The organism is Thermomonas sp. XSG, from assembly GCF_014678725.1.
In the GTDB taxonomy this organism is placed as follows: domain Bacteria; phylum Pseudomonadota; class Gammaproteobacteria; order Xanthomonadales; family Xanthomonadaceae; genus Thermomonas.
On sequence record NZ_CP061497.1, the window covers coordinates 948,099 to 969,797 of the forward strand.

Annotated in this window: 15 protein-coding genes; 7 read left to right on the forward strand and 8 right to left on the reverse strand. The window is 70.1% G+C overall.

Annotation, left to right across the window (positions count from 1 at the left end; translation table 11 throughout):
* Positions 1–9: 9 nt before the first annotated feature.
* Complete coding sequence (gene pilG / locus ICG51_RS04545) at positions 10–411, reverse strand: twitching motility response regulator PilG (RefSeq protein ID WP_190281840.1); 402 nt, start codon at positions 409–411, stop codon at positions 10–12.
* A gap of 158 nt (positions 412–569) precedes the next feature.
* Between pilG and gshB the strand changes: the two genes are divergently transcribed.
* Together gshB and ICG51_RS04555 are read left to right on the forward strand one after the other, a co-directional pair.
* Positions 570–1,532, forward strand: coding sequence for a glutathione synthase (gene gshB / locus ICG51_RS04550; RefSeq protein WP_190281841.1), 963 nt, complete (start codon positions 570–572; stop codon positions 1,530–1,532).
* Entirely contained in the window at positions 1,532–2,419 is an 888-nt protein-coding gene (locus ICG51_RS04555) for an energy transducer TonB (RefSeq protein ID WP_190281842.1), read from the forward strand. Before gshB ends, ICG51_RS04555 begins: the two co-directional genes overlap by 1 nt.
* A gap of 24 nt (positions 2,420–2,443) precedes the next feature.
* Here ICG51_RS04555 and ICG51_RS04560 read toward each other — a convergent pair whose 3' ends face one another.
* The 4 genes from ICG51_RS04560 to mrcB are packed head-to-tail and all read right to left on the reverse strand — an operon-like array spanning position 2,444 to position 8,178.
* Positions 2,444–2,932: a hypothetical protein gene (locus ICG51_RS04560; RefSeq protein ID WP_190281843.1), complete on the reverse strand. Its 489-nt coding sequence runs from the start codon at positions 2,930–2,932 to the stop codon at positions 2,444–2,446.
* A gap of 45 nt (positions 2,933–2,977) precedes the next feature.
* The gene (tsaB, locus tag ICG51_RS04565; protein WP_190281844.1) at positions 2,978–3,685 is read right to left on the reverse strand and encodes a tRNA (adenosine(37)-N6)-threonylcarbamoyltransferase complex dimerization subunit type 1 TsaB; all 708 of its coding nucleotides are present in this window, start codon (positions 3,683–3,685) and stop codon (positions 2,978–2,980) included.
* A 3-nt stretch (positions 3,686–3,688) separates the two neighbouring features.
* A complete protein-coding gene (locus ICG51_RS04570; protein ID WP_190281845.1) occupies positions 3,689–5,713 on the reverse strand; it encodes an ATP-dependent DNA helicase in 2,025 nt (674 codons plus the stop codon).
* Between the two features lie 5 nt (positions 5,714–5,718).
* Complete coding sequence (gene mrcB, locus ICG51_RS04575; RefSeq protein ID WP_190281846.1) at positions 5,719–8,178, reverse strand: penicillin-binding protein 1B; 2,460 nt, start codon at positions 8,176–8,178, stop codon at positions 5,719–5,721.
* A 139-nt stretch (positions 8,179–8,317) separates the two neighbouring features.
* On the opposite strand from mrcB, the gene ICG51_RS04580 reads away from it, so the two are divergent.
* Both ICG51_RS04580 and ICG51_RS04585 read left to right on the forward strand, forming a co-directional pair.
* Positions 8,318–9,607 carry a glycosyltransferase gene (locus ICG51_RS04580; RefSeq protein ID WP_190281847.1) on the forward strand — a complete coding sequence of 430 codons (1,290 nt, stop codon included), beginning with the start codon at positions 8,318–8,320 and terminating at the stop codon, positions 9,605–9,607.
* Positions 9,608–10,879: a glycosyltransferase gene (locus ICG51_RS04585; RefSeq protein WP_190281848.1), complete on the forward strand. Its 1,272-nt coding sequence runs from the start codon at positions 9,608–9,610 to the stop codon at positions 10,877–10,879. It abuts the gene before it with no gap.
* Here ICG51_RS04585 and ICG51_RS04590 read toward each other — a convergent pair.
* The 3 genes from ICG51_RS04590 to hrpA all read right to left on the reverse strand — a co-directional run bounded on the left by ICG51_RS04590 (position 10,876) and on the right by hrpA (position 18,566).
* A complete protein-coding gene (locus ICG51_RS04590) occupies positions 10,876–12,384 on the reverse strand; it encodes a hypothetical protein (protein WP_190281849.1) in 1,509 nt (502 codons plus the stop codon). The genes ICG51_RS04585 and ICG51_RS04590 overlap by 4 nt on opposite strands.
* Positions 12,381–14,423, reverse strand: coding sequence for a bifunctional (p)ppGpp synthetase/guanosine-3',5'-bis(diphosphate) 3'-pyrophosphohydrolase (locus ICG51_RS04595; RefSeq protein ID WP_223809560.1), 2,043 nt, complete (start codon positions 14,421–14,423; stop codon positions 12,381–12,383). Before ICG51_RS04595 ends, ICG51_RS04590 begins: the two co-directional genes overlap by 4 nt.
* A 159-nt stretch (positions 14,424–14,582) precedes the next feature.
* Entirely contained in the window at positions 14,583–18,566 is a 3,984-nt protein-coding gene (hrpA, locus tag ICG51_RS04600; protein ID WP_190281851.1) for an ATP-dependent RNA helicase HrpA, read from the reverse strand.
* A gap of 93 nt (positions 18,567–18,659) precedes the next feature.
* On the opposite strand from hrpA, the gene ICG51_RS04605 reads away from it, so the two are divergent.
* Genes ICG51_RS04605 through recQ form a run of 3 tightly spaced genes read left to right on the forward strand, consistent with a single transcriptional unit; the run spans position 18,660 to position 21,687 of the window.
* Positions 18,660–19,196 carry a Dps family protein gene (locus ICG51_RS04605; RefSeq protein WP_190281852.1) on the forward strand — a complete coding sequence of 179 codons (537 nt, stop codon included), beginning with the start codon at positions 18,660–18,662 and terminating at the stop codon, positions 19,194–19,196.
* A complete protein-coding gene (locus ICG51_RS04610) occupies positions 19,169–19,825 on the forward strand; it encodes a hypothetical protein (RefSeq protein ID WP_190281853.1) in 657 nt (218 codons plus the stop codon). The genes ICG51_RS04605 and ICG51_RS04610 overlap by 28 nt, the downstream gene beginning before the upstream one ends.
* 47 nt (positions 19,826–19,872) lie before the next feature.
* A complete protein-coding gene (recQ, locus tag ICG51_RS04615; protein ID WP_190281854.1) occupies positions 19,873–21,687 on the forward strand; it encodes a DNA helicase RecQ in 1,815 nt (604 codons plus the stop codon).
* Positions 21,688–21,699: the final 12 nt, after the last annotated feature.

Genomic DNA, 21,699 nt, shown 5'->3' on the forward strand with positions numbered 1-21,699 from the left:
ACCCCCCGGTCAGGCGTTGACGTACGTACGGATGGCGCCAAGCAGTTCTTCCCGCGTGAACGGCTTGGTCAGGTATTGCTCGGAGCCGACGATACGGCCTCGCGCCTTGTCGAACAAACCGTCCTTCGACGAAAGCATGATCACCGGCACGCTTTTGAACGTCTGGTTGTTCTTGATCAGCGCACAGGTCTGATAGCCGTCCAGCCGCGGCATCATGATATCCACGAAGATGATCTGCGGCGCATGGTCGGCGATCTTGGACAGCGCCTCGAAGCCGTCGGTCGCGGTGACGACGTCGCAACCCTCGCGCGCGAGCAAGGTCTCCGCCGTGCGGCGGATGGTCCTGGAATCGTCGATGACCATCACCCTCAAACCCTTGAGGCCGATGCCGGAATCGTCCTGCGGCGCCATGTAATCCCCTTGCGCGATTGCCAACCGCCGCGTCTGCGCGCGTTGCGGACCACCTTTATCCAAGTCCGCGCGCGATGTGTCAAGCGCCGCAATACCGCTGCGGATGGGTGGGCACCGGCGCCTGCTACCATCCGCCCATCCCGCCCACGGACGTGCAGATGACGGCAGCCACACCGCTCGACGTGGTGGTCGTGATGGACCCGATCGGGTCCGTCAGGATCGCCAAGGACTCCACCTTCGCCATGCTGCTGGAAGCGCAGCGGCGCGGGCACCGGCTGCATTACGTGCGCCCCGGGGGCCTGTCGGTGCGCGGCGCACGCGCGGTGGCGGCGGCGGCCACGCTGCACGTGCGGGACGTGCCCGGCGACCATTTCTCCCTGACCGACTGGACCGAACTTGCGCTCGGGCCGGGCCAGGTGGTGCTGATGCGCACCGACCCGCCGGTGGACGCGGATTACCTGCACGACACCCAGATACTCGATCTGGCGCGGCTGCAGGGTGCGCTGGTGGTGAACGACCCGCGCGGCCTGCGCGATTTCAACGAGAAGCTGGCCGCGCTGCTGTTCCCGCAGTGCTGCCCGCCGACGCTGGTGAGCCGCGACGCCGCCGCACTGAAGGCCTTCGTGGGCGAGCACGGCGATGCGGTATTGAAGCCGCTGGACGGCATGGGCGGGCGCTCGATCTTCCGCGCCCGCGCCGGCGAGGCCAACCTCAACGTGATCCTGGAAACCTTGACCGACGGCGGCCGCCACCTGGCGATGGCGCAGCGCTACCTGCCGGAAATCACCCAGGGCGACAAGCGCATCCTGCTGGTCGACGGCGAGCCGGTGGACTACTGCCTCGCCCGCATTCCGCAGGGCGACGAGTTCCGCGGCAACCTCGCCGCCGGCGGCCGCGGCGAAGGCCGCCCGCTCAGCGAGCGCGACCGCTGGATCGCGGCCCAGGTGGGGCCGGAAATGCGCCGCCGCGGGATGCTGTTCGTCGGCCTGGACGTGATCGGCGACTACCTCACCGAAGTCAACGTCACCAGTCCCACCTGCATCCGCGAACTGGATGCGCAGTTCGGGTTGAACATCGCCGGGCAGCTGTTCGAGCGCATCGAGGCGCTGGCCCGGAGCTGATGCCGGCAACCGTGGCCCCCGCCGTACCTGCGCCGCCCCGCATCGGCGAAACCGAGCGGCTGCGCGCGACCTTCGTGCTGTCCGTGCTCGTGCACGCGATGGCCGTGTTCGGGATCGGCTTCGCGATGGAGGATGCCGCGCCGCTGCTGCCGACCCTGGACGTGATCCAGACCCGCACGCAGACGCCGCTGACGCCGGCACAGGCCGACTTCCTCGCCCAGGCCAGCAACCAGGGCGGCGGCGAACACGCGCGCAGCACCCGTCCCAGCGCCCCGCAGGCCGGCCCGCTGCCGCAGCCGGAGGACGGGCTGGCGCCGCGGCCGCTGCGTGCGCAGACGCCGGCGCCCAGTCCGCCGCCGGAAGCGCGGGTGGTGGCTTCGGCCAGCGGCGAAGCCGCGCTGCCGACCCCGCAGGCGCGCCCGGAGACGCCGCCAGACGACGCCCCGCGCGGACGCGAAAAGATCGAACGCGATATCGAAATGGCGCGGCTGGCGGCCGAGATCCAGCTGCGCTCGGTGGAGTACGCCAAGCGCCCGAAACGCAAGTTCGTCTCCGCCAGTACCCGCGAATACGCCTGGGCGCAGTACCTGCGCGGCTGGGTGGACCGGGTGGAGCGCGTCGGCAACCTCAACTACCCGGACGAGGCGCGCCGCCGCCGCATCGGGGGACTGGTGGTGATCAGCGTGGGCGTGCGCCGCGATGGCAGCGTGGAAAGCGCGCGCATCATCCGCTCCAGCCGCATCCCGATGCTGGACGAGGCGGCGCTGCGGATCGTCAAGCTGTCGGAACCCTTCGCGCCGCTGCCGAAGAGCAGCGAGGATCCGGACGTGCTGCACATCACCCGTACCTGGCAATTCATGCCGGGCGGAGAGCTGGTGGATCGCTGAGGCTCGGCGCGGGCCGACCCAAGTTCATCTGTACAGGCAGTCGACGACCTTGTTCTCGGCCGCGACCAGTGTCTCCAGTCCCTTCTCCCAGATCCCGCCGGTTTGCGCGAGCGGCACGTAGGCGAAGGTACCGTCGCCGGCATCCTCGGTGACCTCGAGTGCGGATTCGGAGAGCTGGAAGGAGCCCTCGCCCACGTCCAGGCGCAGCTGGCTGCGCAGGATCCGGTTGGCGAAGCTGGCGCGGAAGCGGGTCAGCACCTCGGCCTGCACCACGCCCTGTGCGGCATCGGGCGTGGTCGCCGTGATGCCCTGCGCGGACAGACAGGACGGCACGCGCGCCAGCAACTGCGCCTGCGTCAACGGCAGGACGTACTGGGTGCCCTTCATTGACAGGATCGGGCGCGCCTCCTGCTCGGTGGCCACCTCCAGCGTGCGGCCGTTGAACGGCACATCCTCCGCGGATGCCGGCGATGCGGCCAGTGCCGCACCCAGCATCAGAATCCAACCCTTCACATTGCCCCCTGTGCCAGTGGAACCCACAGGCAGGATAGCCAAAAGTCAGGACTGGCGTGGTGGCTCGGCGTCGCGCGCGGCACGCTGCTGGGCGAGGGTCAGCGCCACATCGTTGCGCAGGTAGGCCGGTTCGGCACGCTCCGGCGCGATGCCGCCGCCTGCCGCGAACACCGGCGCGGCCAGCCGGGCGACATCCGCCGCCCGCGGCAACGCCTGCGCATCGACGGTGGCCAGATGTCCCTGCAGGCGCAGCTGCAGGGCGCCATCGGCCGCGCCGAAACCGGTGCCGGCGCCGTGCCAGCCATCCCCTGCCGGGATCACCGCGACATCCGGCCGCACCACGGTTTCCTCCGACAGCGCCAGCAGCCCTTCGCCCTGGCGGGCGAACGTGCCCAGATAGACCTCGCCCATGCGCGCGTCGATGGCGGAGATCCGACGCTCACCACCGGCCTGCATGGCCAGCACGGCAAGGGTGGACACCGGCAGCACCGGCAGGTCCAGCCCCAGCGCGACGCCCTGCGCCAGCGCGATCGCCAGCCGCACGCCGGTGAATGCCCCGGGGCCCCGACCCACCGCGATGGCATCGAGCTGCGAACGCGCCACGCCGGCCTCGGCCAGCAACGCTTCGGCCCATGGCAACGCCAGCTCGGTGTGCCGGCGCGGGGCGATCTCGAAGCGCTCGAGCACCCGCCCATCGACGTACACGGCGACCGAGCAGGCCTCGGTGGAGGTTTCGAAAGCAAGCAGTCTCATCGTTCAATTATCCGCGAAGAACGCCTGCACATCCTTCACTTCGCGGGTGATGGGCAGCGGCGGCAACGACTCCAGGAAGGTGCGGCCATAGGTTTTCCCCAGCAGGCGCGGATCGCACAGCACCAGCACGCCGCGGTCGGTCTCGGTGCGGATCAGCCGGCCGGCGCCCTGCTTGAGCGCGATGACCGCCTGCGGCAACTGCTCGTCGCGGAACGGATTGCCGCCGGCGCGGCGGATCGCGTCCAGCCGCGCCTCGAACACCGGGTCGTCCGGTGCAGCGAACGGCAGTTTGTCGATGACCACCACGGAGAGCGCATCACCGGCCACGTCCACCCCCTCGCGGAAGCTGGCGGTGCCCAGCAGCACGCCGTTGCCGGATTCGCGGAAGCGCTGCAGCAGCACGTGGCGCGGCTCCGTGCCCTGCACGAACAGCGGCCAGGGGCCGCCCTGCAGCGCCTCGGCGGCCTCGCGCAGCGCGCGATGCGAGGCGAACAGCAGGAAGGCGCGGCCGCCGGAGGCTTCCAGCACCGGACGCAACGCATCCAGCAGGGCCATTCCAAAGTCGCGTGACGCCGGCTCCGGCAGCCCCTTCGGCAGGTAGCACAGCGCCTGCCGGTCCCAGTCGAAAGGGCTGGGTTCGAGCAGCTCGCGGGCGTGTTCGACGCCAAGGCGCTGGGCGACGTGGTCGAAGCGCCCGGCCACCGCCAGCGTCGCCGAAGTGAACACCCAGGCCGCATTCGATGCCTCGCGATGGGCGCGCAGCGGCGCCGCCACGTCCAGCGGGGTGCGCTGCAGGCGGAAGCCGCGCGGGGTCAGTTCGTACCAGTGCACCGAAACCGAATCGGGGGGCGAAACGGGGTCAGGTTCACTTCCCGGGAGGGTTTTTTGCGATGCCAAGCAGACGCCATCGGAACGTGAACCTGACCCCGTTTCGCCCTCCTCGCCCAGCCAGCGCTGCAGCCGGCCCAGCTGGTCCTGCGCGCGCACATGGCAGGCATCGAAACCCGGCGCGGCCTGGCGCAACGGCGCCACCGCGTCGCGCAGATTTGCCAGCGACTGCACCAGCCCGTGGAAGGCGGGTTCGATGTCCACTTCGTCCAGCGCCCGCCAGGCGGTGCCGCGCAGCGGCAGGTTGTCCATCGCCGCGCGCAACGCCCGCGCCGCCTGCTCGAGGTCGCGCGCTGGCTGCTGCACGGCGGCCAGCGCGCCCGGGACCTCCTTGCATTCGGCGACCGCATCGCGCGCCAGTTCCACCAGCGGGCGTGCACCCAGCCCCTCGCCGAAGAACTGCGCGGCCAGCTCCGGCAGCTGGTGGGCCTCGTCGACGATGAACGCCTGCGCGCCCGGCAGGATCTCGCCGAAGCCTTCCTGCTTCAGCGCCAGGTCGGCCAGCAGCAGGTGGTGGTTGACCACCACCAGGTCGGCCGCCTGCGCCCGCTGGCGCGCCTGCACCACGAAACATTCGCTCCAGAACGGGCACTCGGTACCCAGGCAGTTGTCAGCGGTGGAGGTGACCAGCGGCAGCAGCGGCGAATCCTCCGCCAGCGATTCCATCTCCGACATGTCGCCGCTGCGGGTGCGCCCGCTCCAGGCGACCACGCGCTGGAACTGGCTGATCTGCTCCCTGGAAGTAAAGCGCGGCTCGCCCTTGGCCTGCTCCATCCGGTAACGGCACAGATAGTTGGCCCGGCCCTTCAGCAGCGCGGTCTTCAGGCCGATGCCGAGCGCATCGCGCACCCGCGGCAGATCGCGCAGGTAGAGTTGGTCCTGCAGCGCGCGAGTGCCGGTGCTGACGATGGTCTTCATTCCCGACAGCAACGCCGGCACGAGGTAGGCGTAGGTCTTGCCGGTACCGGTGCCGGCCTCTGCCAGCAGCACCTCGCGGCGTTCGAACGCATCCGCCACCGCCACCGCCAGCCGCTGTTGCGCCGGTCGCGGGCGGAAGCCGGGCAGCGCCTGTGCCAGCGGCGATCCCTCGCCCAGCGCTTCGCGCACGGCCCGGCCCAGCCGCGTATCGGTTGCCGCCACCGGGCTCACTGCACCGGTCGCGGCGCCGGCGCGTCGGGCGGCGGCAGCTGCTTGGCCGGATCGCCGCCACCGAAGAAATCGCGGATCGCCTGGCCAGCCCGCTCAAGCGGATTCAGCGACCCGTCCTCGGGCGGCAGCGGATTGCCGAACTCGTCAAGTGCCGGCGGCGGCACATACGGGCAAGGCTGGTAGGGCGGCGCGTAGCCGGCCACGAACGGCAGATGACGCGCACCGGGGCAGTCGCCATCGGTGCTCTGTCCGCCCAGCACCCAGCGCCAGTCGACGCCTTCGCTGGACAGCCGCAGCGGCGCGCTGGGCAGGCGCGCGAACATGTCGGACCACACCCGCATGCCGCCGGTGGCGCCGTACAGACCGGTGGACTGGTTCTGGTCGTTACCCACCCAGACTACAGCCAGATGGTCGCCGGTGTAGCCGGCGAACCAGCTGTCGCGTCCGTCGTTGCTGGTGCCGGTCTTGCCGGCCGCCGACAACCGGCCAAGGCCGTCACGCACCAGTGCATTGCCGGTGCCCGAGGTGACCGCGTACTGCAGCGCGCTGCCGACCAGCCGCGCCGCCACCGCATCGCCCTTCTGCGCCGGCGGCGCCTCGCTGTCGTAGCGCTTGATCGTGCGTCCCAGCGGATCCAGCACCCCGCGCACCGCGTGCAGCGGTTGGATCTCGCCGCTCGAGGCGAGAAACTGGTAGAGCTGTGCCATGGCATACGGGCTCTGGTCCACGGCGCCGAGAATCAGCGAAGGCTGGGCCTCGGATTCGATCCCGGCCAGGGTTCGGATCAGTGCCGCCAGCCGCTGCGGCTGCACCTCCATGCCCAGCCTCACCGTGGCCTGGTTGTAGCTCTGCGCCAGCGCGTCCATCAGGCGCACGTCGCCGTGGCTGCGGCCATCGGAATTGCCCGGCTTCCAGGTCCGGCCGCGGCCGAGCCCCACGGTGACTGGGGCATCGCTGATGACGCTGGCCAGCGACCACTTCTCCGGCTGTGCCAGCGCCAACAGGTAGACGAACGGTTTGAGCAGCGAACCGACCGGCCGGCGCGCATCGACCGCACGGTTGAAGCCGGGCTCGGTGAACTCGCGGCTGCCCACCACTGCCAGCACATCGCCGTTGTGGACGTCGGTCACCACCAGCCCGGCCTGCAGCGGCGGCCGGCCCTTGGTCGTCAGCGCCTTGAGCGTACGCGCCACCGCGCCTTCCGCGTAACCCTGCGCCGACGGCGACATGCCGGTCATCACCGACAAACCGGCGCCGGACAGCTTGTCCGCCGGATAGTCGCGCGCAAGCTGCTTGCGCACCAGGTCCACGTAGGCCGGGAAGCGGTTGGCGGCCAAGTTGCCGGCGCTGGCGGTGACGCCAAGGGGCGCCTTGACCGCACGACGATACTCGGCGTCGTCGATCAGGCCGGTTTCGTGCATTTCTCCGAGCACGAAATTGCGCCGCTCCAGCGCGCGCTCCGGGTTGCGCCGCGGGTTGTACCAGGACGGCCCCTTAACCATGCCGATCATCAGCGCGATCTGCTCGGACGACAGGTCCCGCAGCTCGCGTCCGAACCAGAACTCGGAAGCCGCCGCCACGCCACGGATCGCCTGCGCGCCGCGCTGGCCCAGATCGACCTGGTTGAAGTAGGCCTCGAGGATGGTGCGCTTGTCGTAGCGCGCCTCCAGCAGGAGGGCGAACAGGATTTCCTTGACCTTGCGGGTGTAGGTCTGCTCCTTGCCGATGCCGAGCAGGCCGCTGCGCGCCAGCTGCTGGGTCAACGTGCTGGCGCCCTGCCTGGTGTCGCCACCGGACCGCACGTTCACGAAGACGGCACGCAGCATGCCGCTGAAATCGATGCCGATGTGGTGGTTGAAGTCGCGGTCCTCGACCGCCTGCAGGCCGGTGACCAGCAGCTCGGGCACTTCCTCGATCCGCACCAGCCGGCGCTCTTCCTGGTTCTGTCCGTACAGGGTGGCGATGCGCGCGGGGTCCAGCCGCGCGCTGCGCAGCGCGCGCTTGGCCTGGGCATCGCGGATCGCCGCTACCCGGCCGCTGGACAAGGTCACTTCCAGCACTGCCGGTGCGACCCGTCCGTCCACGTCGTTGTAGCCGCGGCTGGAGATGCGCCAGCGCGCGCCGTTGCGGTCGTAGGTTCCGGGCCGGCGGCCGTCGCCATCGCGATAGGAGGCGGCGTCGAGCTCGGTCTTGAGCGTCTGGGCATCCATCGCCAGACCCTGCCGCAGCACCAACGGGCGCGCGTACACGCGCGTAGGTACCTGCCAGCGCAGTTTGCCGAAGCGCTCTCCAACCTGGTGGTTCAGGTACAGCAGGTAGGGAATCAGGAAGCCCAGCAGCACCGCGGCCGCGGCCAGTGACCAAGTCAGCAGCCGCCGGCGCCAGCCCGAGCCACCGCCCGCATCGCCGCCCTCGTCGTCGTACAGCTCGTCTTCTTCGTCTTGGATGCGGGGCATTGGCTGGCGGTCGGCCGCTGGATGCGACAATGGCGTTGGTTTGTTCCTGTAACCCGAGTCTAGCGGACTCCCGTCCCCAACTCCCATACGCGACCCTAGCCGTTCCGCGACCATGCAGCTGCCGGACGCAACTCAGCCCATGCCTTCCAATGAACATCTGACCGTCCTGCGGTTCCACCGCCAGCGCCTGTCCGCGCTGCTGCACAGGGCTCGGGTCGCGGCCGGCTCCCAGGGACTGCGGGCGGTCCTGCGCAAGTTTTCCACCCCCCGGCCGGAACCGGCCAGCGGCGGCGTCAGGCCAAGTGACCCGCCGGGCCATATCCCCGCGGGTCCGCGCGTACTGGTCATCGACACCACCCTGCCCCGGCCTGACCGGGATTCGGGGTCGGTACGCGCGTTCGAGTTGCTGAAACTGATCGGCGAATCCGGCCTCGGCATCGACTTCCTCCCCGAGCGCGGCACTGCGGGTGGCGCACCGCAGGACGCCTTGCACGCGATCGGCGTGCGCGTATTGCCTTCCCGGCCGATCGATGCATTCCGGCGCGCCGTCCGTGCCGGCACGGATTACCAGGCCGTCATCATCTGCCGCTACTACCTGGCGGAGTACTGGATTCCGCTGGTAAGGGCTTGGCTACCGAAGTCGAAGCTGATCCTCGACACCGTGGATCTGCATCATCTTCGCGAGTCCCGGGAAGGAGAGTTGAGGCGCAGCCGTTGGCTCCAGTCGCTCGCGGCATCGACACTCCGACGCGAACTGGCCGCCGTCGCCGCGAGCGACGAAACCTGGGTGGTCAGCCCCGCTGAACGGGAGTATCTGCAATCGTCCGGATGTGATCGACCGATCAGGCTCGTCCCCAACCTGCATGAAACCTGTGCAGAGTTGCCGTGTTTCGATAACCGCAACGGGCTGTTGTTCGTCGGCGGAGCCGGACATCCCCCGAACACCGATGCAGTGCGGTGGCTGCTCCGGGACATCCTGCCGCGCATTCACGCCGAGCGCCCGGACATACAGCTCCACTTGGTGGGTGCCGGCCTGTCCGACTTGATGCCAGTGCCTTTGCCTCACGGGGTGATCTGCCATGACCACGTTCCCGATTTGGCACCGCTGTTCGCCGCCGTGCGCATCGGCATTGCACCGCTGCGGTTCGGCGCCGGGGTAAAAGGCAAGGTCAGCCAATGCCTGGCGCTGGGTCTGCCGGTGGTGGCAACGCCTTGCGCAGCCGAAGGAATGCACCTGACAGATGGCGTGCATGCATTGATCGCCGAAGACGCCGCGGCCTTTGCCAAGGCGATCGTTCGCCTGCACGATGACCGCCTCCTGTGGGACACCCTCGCCACCAACGGGCGGCAGGTGATCGAGTCGCACTTTTCACCCGCCTCCGTGCGCTTGACCGTTGCCGCCTCACTCGACCGCCTGCCTCACGCCTGAATGCGCATCCTGCTGATCGCCTACGAGTTTCCCCCCAGCGCATCTCCCCAGTCGCTGCGATGGGCCTACCTCGCCCGCGAGTTGGCCCACAAAGGCCATGACTTGCACGTACTCACGATTGACCTTGGTGGCCAGACTCCGGGGCTGCCGGAATTGCCCGACAGCATCACCATCCATCGCACCTACGCAGGTCCCTTTCGTGGACTCTTCGCGATGCGCCGGAAACTCCGCGCCCGCCGCCAGGTGGCCACCGAAACGTCCGCAGCGCCACTACCGGCATCGACGTCCACCAATCTGCACGGCTGGAAGCGCCTCCTGTCGGAACGTGTCCAGACGCTGCTGGCCCGGATCGTGTTTCCGGACGCCCGTGGCGAGTGGATGCCTTGGGGGCGTCGCCGGTTGCTGCGCCTGCTGAACGAGCTTGCCCCGTCCGTGGTCATCAGCTCCCACGAACCAGCCACCACCCTGGAGCTCGGTCTGCTGGCCAAGGGCCGCGGATATGCATGGATCGCCGACCTCGGCGACCCGGTATTGGCCGGCTACACCCCGGCGCGCTGGCGTCTGCGTGCAAACCGGCTGGAAGCGCGTGTGTGCCGCGAGGCTGATGCCGTCATCGTCACCACGGAGGCCACCCGCAACCTGCTGATGGAACGCCACGGACACCGTGACGATGTCATCGTGGTCAGCCAGGGATACGACGCAACGGCGGAGACGGAAGCGGAGCTGCCTGTGGAAATGGATCCCGCCCGTACCGAGTTGCTCTACACGGGCAGCCTGTACCGTTTCCGGCGCATGGACGAACTCCTGCATGCGCTGGAGGAGTTGCCGGGTGTCCGGTTGAACATCGCTTCCGTCAGCCTGCCGGATGAACTGATGGCCTGGGCCGCGCGGTTCCCGGAACGGATCCGGCTCCTGGGATTCCTGCCGCATCGAGTCGCATTGGGCCTGCAGCGCCGGGCCGACGTCCTGGTCAATATCGCCAACGATGACCCTCTGCAGATTCCCGGCAAGGTGTACGAATACCTGGGCGCAAATCGCCCGATCCTGCATCTCGGCAAACCGGACGATGCCATTGGCAGCCTGCTGCATCGCACCGGTCGCGGCTGGGCATGCGCGAACGACGCTGGCGACATCATCCGGGTCCTGAAAGGTCTGGCCGGGCGCAGGCCCCTGCTGCCCAATGATGGCGACGGGGAGGTCGCCAGCCACTCCTGGCAGGCGCTCGCGGGCCGCGTGGAAGCTCTTGCCACCGGGCTGGCGGAAAAGCGCTAGCGGAGCCTCTCCAGACGCTCCGCGAATTCGCCCAGTCCAGGCGTATCCGGGTCGAGGTTGCGGGCCTGTTCCAGCGCGCGCCGCGCCTCGGCGGTACGGCCAGCCTCGAGGCGTTCACTGCCGACTGCGATCCAGCGCTGCGCCAGCCGCCGCCGCGCTGTCGCCACGCCATCGTCGGACGGCGCCAGCTGCCGCCATGCATCCAGGCAGACCAGCGCACGACCGAGGCTGTTGTCGCGCAGGGCCTGGCGGTTGCAGTCCCGCGCTGCCCCCAGCAGCGCCGCCGATGCCCGCAGCACGCGCGGATCGCGCGGGGCCAGCGCACGCGCCTCGCGCAACCTGTCCCAGGCGCTGTCGCCGGGAGGCGTCAGCCAGTCGCCGCGGGCGCGGGCGCGCTCCATCTGCTCCAGCAGGCGGGCAACGCGCGCGCGTTGCTGCGGGCCTGTACTGGCAGTGCCGTAGCTCGGTCCGCTGCCTTGAGCCTGGCGCCGCTGCCGCTGCGCCTCCTGCAGGCGCGCAGCGTCCACGCCTGCCGCATCAGCCAGCGCCAACAAACGCATGGCCCTCGCCGTGGGCGCAATGACCGTCGCGCGTAGCAGGGCATCGCCCAATGGCGCAGCACAGGCCTCCGGCAACGCCCCGGCCTGCAGCTGGCGCAGCTCGCCGCAGGCCTGCGCAGCGGCTTCCAGCCGGCCGCGCGCCAGTAGCTGGCGGATGCGCTGGCCGCGCGCTTCCAGCGCCCGCGCCAGACCAGCGTGCAGCGGCGGTAGCGCGGCATGGCCGGGATCAAAACTTTCGGCGCGATGCAGCAGTTCCGCCGCGGGCAGCAGCTCTTCGCGCGCCAGCATTCCAGCTGTCGGTTTCAACAGGTCTTCCAGCGCATCCTCGCGACCTTCCAGCGCCGCCTGGCTGCGCGGCTGCGCCTGCAGCACCTGCTGGTACAGCGGCAGCGCGGCGTCGGGTCCATCGTCCAGGTGGCCAGCCGCCTGCGCTGCTTGCGCGCGCGCCATCAACGCGTCGATGCCGACCGCCTGCGCCTGCGTCGCCTGCAAGCTCGCGGACAGCGCATCGACCTGCGCCTTGGGCGCCTGCAACTCGCGCGCCAGCTGCAGCGCGACGTGCGCCTGCACGGCGTCGCCCGCGCTGGCGCTGGCTTCCGCTCGCTCCAGCGCCGCCTGCGCCACCCGCGCCAAGCCGTCGCGCGCCTCCAGCTGATCCGGCTGCAGCGCCAGCGCCGCCTCGAACAGTTCGCGTGCGCCGTCGCCATCCGCATCCGTGAGTCGGCCGGCCTGCAGCGCGACCTCCGCTCGCTGGCGCAGCGCGTCGTAGCGCGGATCCGGCCACAGCCAGCGGCCCAGTGCGTCGCGATACGCGAGCCCGGCAAGCAGGCCCAGCAGCACTACCGCGACGCCTGCGATGGCGCCGATGCGCGCCGGCCGGGGCAACGCCTGCCAGCGCGCCCGCACCGCTGCGCGTCGCGCCGGCACGGAGGCGAAGCGCTTCATGCGCGGCGCGCGGATTCGATGCCGGGCAGCGACTCCAGCCGGGCCAGCAGCAGGCCCAACTGTTCGTAATCGGACACCCGCACCTGCAGCCGCACCCGTATCCGCCCGTTGCCACCGCGCAGGGGATCGGTATGCAGGCCCAAGGCATGCACGCCGACCTGTGCCACCAGCGTGGTGATGTCCTTGAGCAGCCACTTGCGGTCCACCGCCTCGATGCGGATCGCCACGTTCTGGCCGCTCCGTCGCGTCCCCCACTCCACCGGCAGCACCCTCGCCGGCTCCTTGGCGGCAAGGCGCAGGAACGCGGCGCAACCGGGACGATGCACGCTGACGCCACGGGCGCGTGTGAGATAGCCGACGATGGCCTCCCCCGGCAGCGGCTGGCAGCACCGCGCCACCTGCGCCAGAAGGTTGTCCACGCCCTGCACCGTGACCGCGCCGGCGCCGGGTGAAGCGGGCGCCACCGGCTTGGCCGGCAACGCGGGCAGCGCCGGTTCGGGTTCCTGCGCCGCCTTTTCCAGTTCCAGCAGCGCGCGGCCGATCTGGTTGGGGCCGACGTCACCCAACGCCACCAGCACCAGCAGGTCGTCTTCGGTCTGCGCGTTGAACCTGGCGAGCACCGGGGTGAGGTCGGCGTTCAACAGGCCCATCCGGCGCAGGTCGCGTTCGAGCAGCTCGCGGCCCTCCTTCAGGTTCTGGGCGCGGTCGAGCTTGTTGAACCAGGCCCGCACCTTGTCGCGCGAGCGGCTGCTGGACAGGAAGCCGGCGCTGGGCTGCAGCCAGTCGCGGCGCGGCGCGGCCTCCTTGCCGGTGAGGATCTCGACGCGCTGGCCGGTCTTCAGCACCTGGGTCAGCGGCACGATCCTGCCATCCACCTTGGCGCCACGGCAGCGGTGGCCGACCATGCTGTGGACGGCGTAGGCGAAGTCGAGCACGGTGCCGCCCTGCGGCAGGTCGATCACTTCGCCCTTGGGCGTCAACGCGTACACACGGTCTTCTATCAGCTCGCTGTCGATGCCCTGCAGCGGCGCGGCTTCGCCTTCGCCCGCCGCCTCCGCGGCCTGCTCCAGCAGCTTGCGCATCCACGCGATGCGCTTGTCCATCGCCGCTCCGCCGGCGCTGCTGCCTTCCTTGTACCGCCAGTGCGCGGCCACGCCGAGCTCGGACTGCGCGTGCATCTCGCGGGTGCGGATCTGCACCTCCACGGTCTTGCCTTCCGGGCCGATCACCGCGGTATGCAACGAGCGGTAGCCATTGGGCTTGGGCCGGGCGATGTAGTCGTCGAATTCGCTGGGGATCGGCACCCACAGCGCATGCACCAGTCCCAGCACCGCATAGCAGGTGGGAATGTCGTCCACCAGCACCCGCAGCGCGCGCAGGTCGTAGAGTTCCTCGATCGGCAGCGCCTTGCGCTGCATCTTCTTCCAGATGCTGTAGATATGCTTGGGCCGGCCGGCCACGTCGGCTTCGATGCCGTGCGACGCCACCGCGTCGCGCAGCTGTGCGCGCACGGCCTCGATGTAGCGCTCGCGGCCGCTGCGGTTGTCGTCCAGCGATTGCGCGATGCGCAGGTAGTCCTCGGCCTGCAGCACGCGGAACGCCAGGTCCTCCAGCTCCCACTTCAGCTGCCAGATGCCGAGCCGGTTGGCCAGCGGCGCGTGGATGTCGCGCGTCATCCGCGCCAGCGCACGCTGCTCGTCGGCCGGCAGCCGCCACGCCGCGCGCATGCGCGAGAGCTGGCGGGCCAGCACGATCGGCACCACGCGCAGGTCGCGCACCAGCGCCAGCAGCAGCCGGCGCATGCCTTCGGGATTGCGGCCACCGCCGTGGCTGCGGTGCAGCGCCCACACCCGGCTCGCGGCGCGCTGGCCTTCCAGCAGCACATGCAGGCGCTCCGGCACCTCCACCTGCGCCTGCGCCGCCAGCGCTTCCACATCGACCAGCGAATCCAGCAGGGTGGCGGCCAGCACCTCGGCGTCGGCGTTGAGCGAGACGAGGATCGACAGGGTGTCGGTCAGCACCTCCGGGCGGTCGCGCATCGGCGCGCCCGCCTCGGCATGCGTGCGCCAGCAGACGGCCAGCGGCGCCGGCAAGGCCTCAGCAGGCACGCGCGCCAGCGCGTCGGCCCAGGTGATGGTGGCGATGGCGGGAACGGACATGGTTCTACAGTAGCGGGAGGTACCTGAAGCAGCCAGCAGTCATCGTCGCCCTCCGCTTGCGCCAAGCTTTTCCACCCGCGCGGCCAGCCGCTTCGGCGAGATGCCGCCCTTGGCGCCCAGTTCCTGCGCGAACAGCGACACCCGCAGTTCCTCCAGCTCCCAGCGCAGGGCGTGGGCTTCCGGATCGGCAGGATCGGCGGCGGCCAGCGCGGCGGTGAATGGCGCCAGTTCCAGCATGCGCTGCTGGTCGCGCACCGGGTCGCGCTGGGCACGCTCGGCGCGCAGCGACATCGCCTTCAGCCAGCGCGGATATTCGGCCAGTGCCGCGGCGGGGACGTCGCGCAGGAAGCCCGGCGCGGCCAGCGCATCGAGCTGCGCCTGCATGTCGTCGAGATTGGCGCGCGCCCAGCCGATCAGCTTCGATTCCAGCTTCGCCCGCACTTCCGCCACCAACCCGAGGATGGTTTCCGCCTGCCTGAGCCGCTGCATCGCCTCGCCGAACACCGCCTTGGCGATGGCCTCGCGGCGCTGCGCGAAGGTTTCGGCATCCCGAACGTCTAGCAGGCCGTCGGCGGTAAGCGCATCGAAGGCACCATCCAGCAGGTCGGCGCGCAGGCGATCGGCGTCCTTGAGTCCGTCGCGTCGCGGCGCGGCCGACTCGATGGCGGCGTACAGCAGCGAGATCTTCGGCTGCACCGGGAGCTGCCGGCGCGCCTGCTTCAGCTTGTCGGCCAGCGCGATCGCCAGCAGCCGGCGCACGCCCTGCGGGTGCAGGCGCTCGGCCACCGCGCGCTGGGCGTGCAGGGCCAACGAGACGGACTCGCCATCATCCTGTAGGGCCGGATACGCCGGCACGCCGCCGGCACCGGGCACCGACGCGGGGATCGGCGTGTCCGGGAACACGGTCAGGCCGGCTTGCGCCATGCCCTGCGCCGCGTGGCGGGCGAAGGCCTGCGCCGCGCGTTCACCGAAGCGGGTGCGCAGCTCTGAAAGATCCCGCGATTCGGCCAGCACCGCCTTGCCCTCCAGCAGGCGCAGGTTGGCGCGCAGGTGCGGCTCGATGGCGGCAGCGTCGAAATCCAGCGCGGAGACGTCCACGCCGGAGAGCTTCTTCAGGAACTTCGCCAGCGCGCCTTCGATGCTGTCCGCGTCCGGTTGCGCGAATGCTTCCGCGAAGGCGCGGGCCAAATCCGGCGCCGGCACGAAGTTGCGCCGCAGCGCCTTCGGCAGCGACTTGATCAGCGCCGTCGCCTTGTCTTCGACGAAGCCCGGCGCCAGCCAGGACAGCTTTGCTGCATCCAGTGCGTTGAGCAGGTGCAGCGGCACCGCCACCGTCATGCCGTCATCCACCGCGCCGGGCTCGAAGCGGTACTGCACCGCCAGCCGCGCATCACCCAGCGCGATGTAGGCCGGGAAGCGCGCGGCATCGCTCTGGTCGGCCACCAGCAGGTCGTCGCGCGACCACTCCAGCGCGGCCTTTTCATCCTTCGACAATTTGCCAACCCACGCATCCAGCGCCTGCGCGTTGTGCACGTGCGCGGGCAGCCGGTCCAGATACCAGCGCGCCTGCCAGTCCTCGTCCACCACCAGGCCGACCCGGCGCTGCTTGGCTTCTTCCTGTTGCGCCAGTTCCAGCGTGCGCAGGTTGCGTGCCAGGAAGGCGCTGCGGGTGTTGATCTCGCCGGTCAGCAGTGCCTCACGCACGAAGATCACCCGGCTTTCCTCGGGGAACAGCGCGCCGTAATGGATGGGACGCTTCGGTGCCAGCACCAGCCCGAACAGCGAAATCTGCTCGCTACCGAGCACCCGTCCCTGCGCCCGCGACCAGTGCGGATCATGCTGGCGCCGCGCCAGCAGGTGCGGCAGTTCCACGATCGCCCAGTCCGGCTCAATGGCGGCGTTGGTCAGCGCCCAGACCTTCTCGGTGTCCAGCAGGTTGGCCGACAGCACCCACGGCGGCGGCTTCGACGCCAACTTCGAGCCGGGGAACAGCTGGAACTTGCGCCCGCGCGGGCCGTCATAGACGCCCCGGTCGCCACGATTGCCGATCTGCGTGGGCAGGCCGGCAATCAGTGCGCGATGCAGCGCCGCATACGACTGGGCGCCGATCCCGCCTTCTGGCACGGCGGAAAGGGGGTCAGGTTCACTTTTCGCGGAAAGTGAACCTGACCCCCTTTCCGACCCCCTTTCCGGCCACAGCTCTTCGCACTGCAGCTTCAGCTGCCGGTGCAGCTCCCACCACTCGCGCAGGCGCAGGAAGCCGAGGAAATTACGATCGGCCCACTTGCGCAGCTGCGACTGGGTCATTGCCTCGTGCGCTTCGCGGTAGGCATGCCACAGCTTGAGGATGCCGACGAACTCCGATTTCGCGTCAGCGAACTGCGCGTGCGCGGCGTCGGCGGCGGCGCGGGCATCGGCCGGGCGCTCGCGCGGGTCCTGGATGCCGAGGAAGCTGGCGATCACCAGCATCTCGCGCACCACCCCGTGCACCTGCGCGGCCACCAGCATCCGCGCCAGCTTCACGTCCACCGGCAGCTTCGCCATGGTCTTGCCGATGGCAGTCAGCTTGCGATTGGCATCGACCGCGCCCAGTTCGTTCAACTGCTGCCAACCATCGGCCACCGCGCGCGAATCCGGCGGCTCCAGGAACGGAAACTGCTCGATGTCGCCCAGCCCCAGTGACAGCATCCGCAGGATCACCCCGGCCAGCGCGGCGCGACGGATCTCCGGGTCGGTGAATTCCGGCCGCGAGGCGTAGTCCGCCTCCGAATACAGGCGGAAACAAGTGCCCGGCGCGATGCGCCCGCAACGGCCCGCGCGCTGGTTGGCGCTGGCCTGCGAGACGTCCTCGATGTGCAGGCGGTCCAGCTTCTGCCGCGGACTGTAGCGCTTGACCCGGGCCACGCCGGGATCGACCACGTAGTGGATGCGCGGGACGGTCAGCGAGGTTTCCGCCACGTTGGTGGCCAGCACGATCCGCCGCTGCGGGCCCGGGTGGAACACGCGGTCCTGGTCCTTCGCCGACAGCCGCGCGTACAGCGGCAGCACCTCGGTATGGCGGTACTTGCGCTTCTCCAGCGCCTGATGGGCGTCGCGGATCTCGCGCTCGCCGGGCAGGAAGATCAGGGTGTCGCCGATGCCCTTGTCGCGCATGATCTCGTCGCAGGCGGCGACGATGCCGTCGATGATGCTGCGTTGCCCGCCATCCTCGCCTTCGCCCTCCAGCGGGCGATAGCGGGTCTCCACCGGATAGCCGCGCCCCTCCACGCCGACCACCGGCGCACCGCCGAAATGCGCAGCGAAACGGGCGGTGTCGATGGTGGCCGAGGTCACCACCAGCTTCAGGTCGGGCCGCTTCGGCAGCAGCTGCTTCAGGTAGCCCAGCAGGAAATCGATGTTGAGGCTGCGTTCGTGCGCCTCGTCGATGATCAGGGTGTCGTACTTCGACAGCCAGCGGTCATTCTGGATTTCCGCCAGCAGGATGCCGTCGGTCATGAACTTGATCGCGGTCTGCTCGCTGACCGCATCGTTGAAGCGCACCTGGAAACCGACCGCGCCGCCCAGCGGCACCTGCAGCTCCTCGGCCACGCGCCGCGCCACCGAACGCGCGGCGATCCGGCGCGGCTGGGTGCAGCCGACCATGCCCGCCGCGCCGCGCCCGGCCAGCAGGCACAACTTCGGCAGCTGGGTGGTCTTGCCGCTGCCGGTTTCGCCGGCGATCACCACCACCTGGTGGCGGCGGATCAATGCCACGATCTCGTCGGCGTGCGCGGCGATCGGCAGCGTTGCATCGACCGTGGCCACGGGCAGCGCGGCGACGCGGCGCTCACGCTCGGCGATCGATGCTTGCAGTCTGCCCGCGAAGGCTTCGCGCAGGCCCGCGTCGCCCGGCTTGGCCTTCCAGCGCGCCAGCAGCCCAAGCAGGCGGCCGCGGTCGCGGGTCAGCGCGCCATCGATATCGCGGCGGGCCCGATGCAGCGCGTCGGCGCTCGCCGGCTTGATGTTCGATTCGTCAGACACCATGGTTCCAACAACGTGTTTATTCGCCTGCAGACAGGCGCAGAATCCGCGTATTGTCGCCGCAAGTTCCCCCCGAAGCGTGTAAAGGAGTCCGCCATGCCCAAGAGCAAGACCCCCAGCAAGCCCACGAAGGCCAAGGCACCGGCCGCCAGCACCCCCGGCATCGATATCGGCATCAGCGCCAAGGATCGCGCTGGCATCGCCGACGGCCTTTCGCACTTCCTCGCCGACAGCTACACGCTGTACCTGAAGACCCACAACTTCCACTGGAACGTGACCGGGCCGATGTTCAACGCCCTGCACACCATGTTCGAGACCCAGTACACCGAGCAGTGGACCGCGCTGGACGAGATCGCCGAGCGCATCCGCGCGCTGGGCTTCAACGCCCCCGGCAGCTATTCCGAATTCGTCCGCCTGTCCTCCATCCGGGAAGAGCCCGGCCTGACCGCCGCGCCCGCCTGGCACGACATGGTGCAGCAGCTGGTGGACGGCAACGAGGCGGTCTGCCGCACCGCCCGCAAGGTGTTGAAGGTGGCCGATGCCGGCGGCGACGACCCGACCGCCGACCTGCTGACCCAGCGCCTGCAGACCCACGAGAAGTACGCGTGGATGCTGCGTTCGCTGCTGCAGTGACGCACCGCGCATCTCCGGCGCGCGGGCCAGCCGTGGCGCTGCTGGCCATCGCCGCGCTCGCGGCGGGCCCGCCAGCCGCCGCCGGCGGGCCCGAGCCGCGGCTGGCTTACCTTGGCATCGCGCTGGACCAGCCACTGGCGCTGCCCGAGTGCCCGACGCGGGCGATGAGCCGCGGCATCCTGGTATACGACCCGCCGGTCCAGCCCTGCTGGCGGCAGCTGCTGGCCCCGCAACAGGACGGCGGCGGCAAGCCGCCTGCGGAAGGCCAGGTGTCGCTGCGCCAGCTTGCCGTACCGGACGCCATCGACGCCGGTGGGGTCACGGTCAGCCTGTACGACGGCAAGGTCGCACTCGTCTCCGCCGGCGTGCCCAGGCGTGCCGACCAGGATGCGGTGTTCGCGCAGCTGCAGGCGCAATTCGGCACGCCGACCTCGCTGGAGCGTGGCGCGGCCAACAACCTCTACGGGGAAAAGGTGCCCACGCTCATGGCAAGCTGGGAACTTCCCGACGGCCGCGTGCAGCTGACCGGCGCCACCACGCTGGAAGGCAACGGCAATGTCACGGTGCTGACCCGCGCCGAAATCGAGCGGCTGAAGCAGCTGTCGGACGCGCCCGAAGACGACGCCTGAGTGGCCCGACAAGCCGGCCTCGCCGGCCGGCTTGTTACCCTTGCACCATGTCCGACCCCGCTCTAGACACCCTTCGCCGCATTTTCGGCCACGACGCCTTCCGCGGCCGCCAGCAGGAGATCGTGCGGCGGGTGGTCGAGGGCGGCGACGCACTGGTGCTGATGCCCACCGGCGGCGGCAAGTCGCTGTGCTACCAGCTGCCGGCACTGCTGCGCGAAGGCTGCGGGGTGGTGGTGTCGCCGCTGATCGCACTGATGCAGGACCAGGTGGACGCGCTGCGCCAACTCGGGGTGCGCGCCGCTTTCCTCAATTCTAGCCTCGAAGGCGCCGAGGCGGCGCAGGTCGAGCGCCAGTTCGCCAATGGCGAGCTGGACCTGCTCTACGTCGCCCCGGAACGGCTGCTGACGCCGCGCTTCCTCGGCCTGCTGGAACGCGCGCGGATCGCGCTGTTCGCGATCGACGAGGCCCACTGCGTGTCGCAATGGGGCCACGACTTCCGCCCCGAATACCGCCAGCTCACCCTCCTGCACGAGCGCTGGCCGGAGGTGCCGCGGATCGCCCTGACCGCCACCGCCGACGCGCCCACCCGCCGCGAGATCGTCGAGCGGCTGGCCCTGCAGGATGCCGAGCAGTTCGTCAGTTCCTTCGACCGCCCCAACATCCGCTACACGGCGGTGGCCCGCGACGACGCCCGCCGCCAGCTGTTCGCCTTCCTCGACGGCCATCGCGGCGAGAGCGGGATCGTCTACTGCCTGTCGCGGCGCAAGGTGGACGCCACCGCTGAGCTGCTCGCCGGCCACGGCTATCCGGCGCTGGCCTACCACGCCGGGCTGGATGCCGCCACGCGCGCCGAACGGCAACGCCGGTTCCTGCGCGAGGACGGCGTGGTGATGGTGGCCACGATCGCCTTCGGCATGGGCATCGACAAGCCCGACGTGCGCTTCGTCGCCCACCTCGACCTGCCGAAGTCGCTCGAGGGCTACTACCAGGAAACCGGTCGCGCCGGCCGCGACGGCGACCCGGCCGAGGCCTGGCTGGCCTACGGCATGGGCGATGCCGTGCTGCTGCGGCGGATGATCGAAGAGGGCGATGCCAGCGACGAGCGCAAGCGGCTGGAGCACGGCAAGCTGGACGCGCTGATCGGCTATGTCGAATCCACCGGCTGCCGCCGGCAGACCCTGCTGGCGTACTTCGGCGAGGCGCACGCGGGTGCCTGCGGCAACTGCGACAACTGCCTGGACCCGCCGCGCACCTGGGACGCCACCGAAGCCGCGCGCAAGGCGCTGTCCTGCGTGTACCGCACCGGCCAGCGCTTCGGCGCGGCGCACGTGATCGACGTGCTGCGCGGCGCCGACACCGCCAAGGTGCGCCAGTTCGGCCACGACAACGTCAGCACCTATGGCATCGGCCGCGACCTCGACGCCCGCCAGTGGCGCGGCGTGTTCCGCCAGCTGCTGGCGGCTGGCCTGCTGGAAGCCGATCTCGACAGCCACGGCGCCCTGCGCCTGACCTCGGAAGCCACCCCGCTGCTGCGCGGCGAGCGCAGCCTGCACCTGCGCATGGAAGCGCCGAAGCCAGAACGCCGGCGCACGCGCGGCAACGGCGAGACGCGCGCCGCGCCGCTACCGATGGACCTGCCGGAAGAGGCCGCCGCCCGCTTCGCCGCGCTGCGCCGCTGGCGCGCCGAGGCCGCGCGCGCGCAGAACCTGCCGGCCTACGTGATCTTCCACGACGCCACCCTGCGCGCGATCGCGGTGGAAATGCCGCGCGACCTCGATGCGCTGGCCGGCATCGGCGGCGTCGGTGCCGCCAAGCTGGAACGCTACGGACAGGACGTGATCGACGCGCTGGCCGCGGCGTAGCGGTCCGCCCCA

Coding starts and splice junctions, on each gene's coding strand:
- pilG (WP_190281840.1), bottom strand. CDS start 411: ATGGCGCCGCAGGACGATTCCGGCATCGGCCTCAAGGGTTTGAGGGTG.
- gshB (WP_190281841.1), top strand. CDS start 570: ATGACGGCAGCCACACCGCTCGACGTGGTGGTCGTGATGGACCCGATC.
- ICG51_RS04555 (WP_190281842.1), top strand. CDS start 1,532: ATGCCGGCAACCGTGGCCCCCGCCGTACCTGCGCCGCCCCGCATCGGC.
- tsaB (WP_190281844.1), bottom strand. CDS start 3,685: ATGAGACTGCTTGCTTTCGAAACCTCCACCGAGGCCTGCTCGGTCGCC.
- mrcB (WP_190281846.1), bottom strand. CDS start 8,178: ATGCCCCGCATCCAAGACGAAGAAGACGAGCTGTACGACGACGAGGGC.
- ICG51_RS04580 (WP_190281847.1), top strand. CDS start 8,318: ATGCCTTCCAATGAACATCTGACCGTCCTGCGGTTCCACCGCCAGCGC.
- ICG51_RS04585 (WP_190281848.1), top strand. CDS start 9,608: ATGCGCATCCTGCTGATCGCCTACGAGTTTCCCCCCAGCGCATCTCCC.
- ICG51_RS04590 (WP_190281849.1), bottom strand. CDS start 12,384: ATGAAGCGCTTCGCCTCCGTGCCGGCGCGACGCGCAGCGGTGCGGGCG.
- ICG51_RS04595 (WP_223809560.1), bottom strand. CDS start 14,423: ATGCGCGACCGCCCGGAGGTGCTGACCGACACCCTGTCGATCCTCGTC.
- hrpA (WP_190281851.1), bottom strand. CDS start 18,566: ATGGTGTCTGACGAATCGAACATCAAGCCGGCGAGCGCCGACGCGCTG.
- ICG51_RS04605 (WP_190281852.1), top strand. CDS start 18,660: ATGCCCAAGAGCAAGACCCCCAGCAAGCCCACGAAGGCCAAGGCACCG.
- recQ (WP_190281854.1), top strand. CDS start 19,873: ATGTCCGACCCCGCTCTAGACACCCTTCGCCGCATTTTCGGCCACGAC.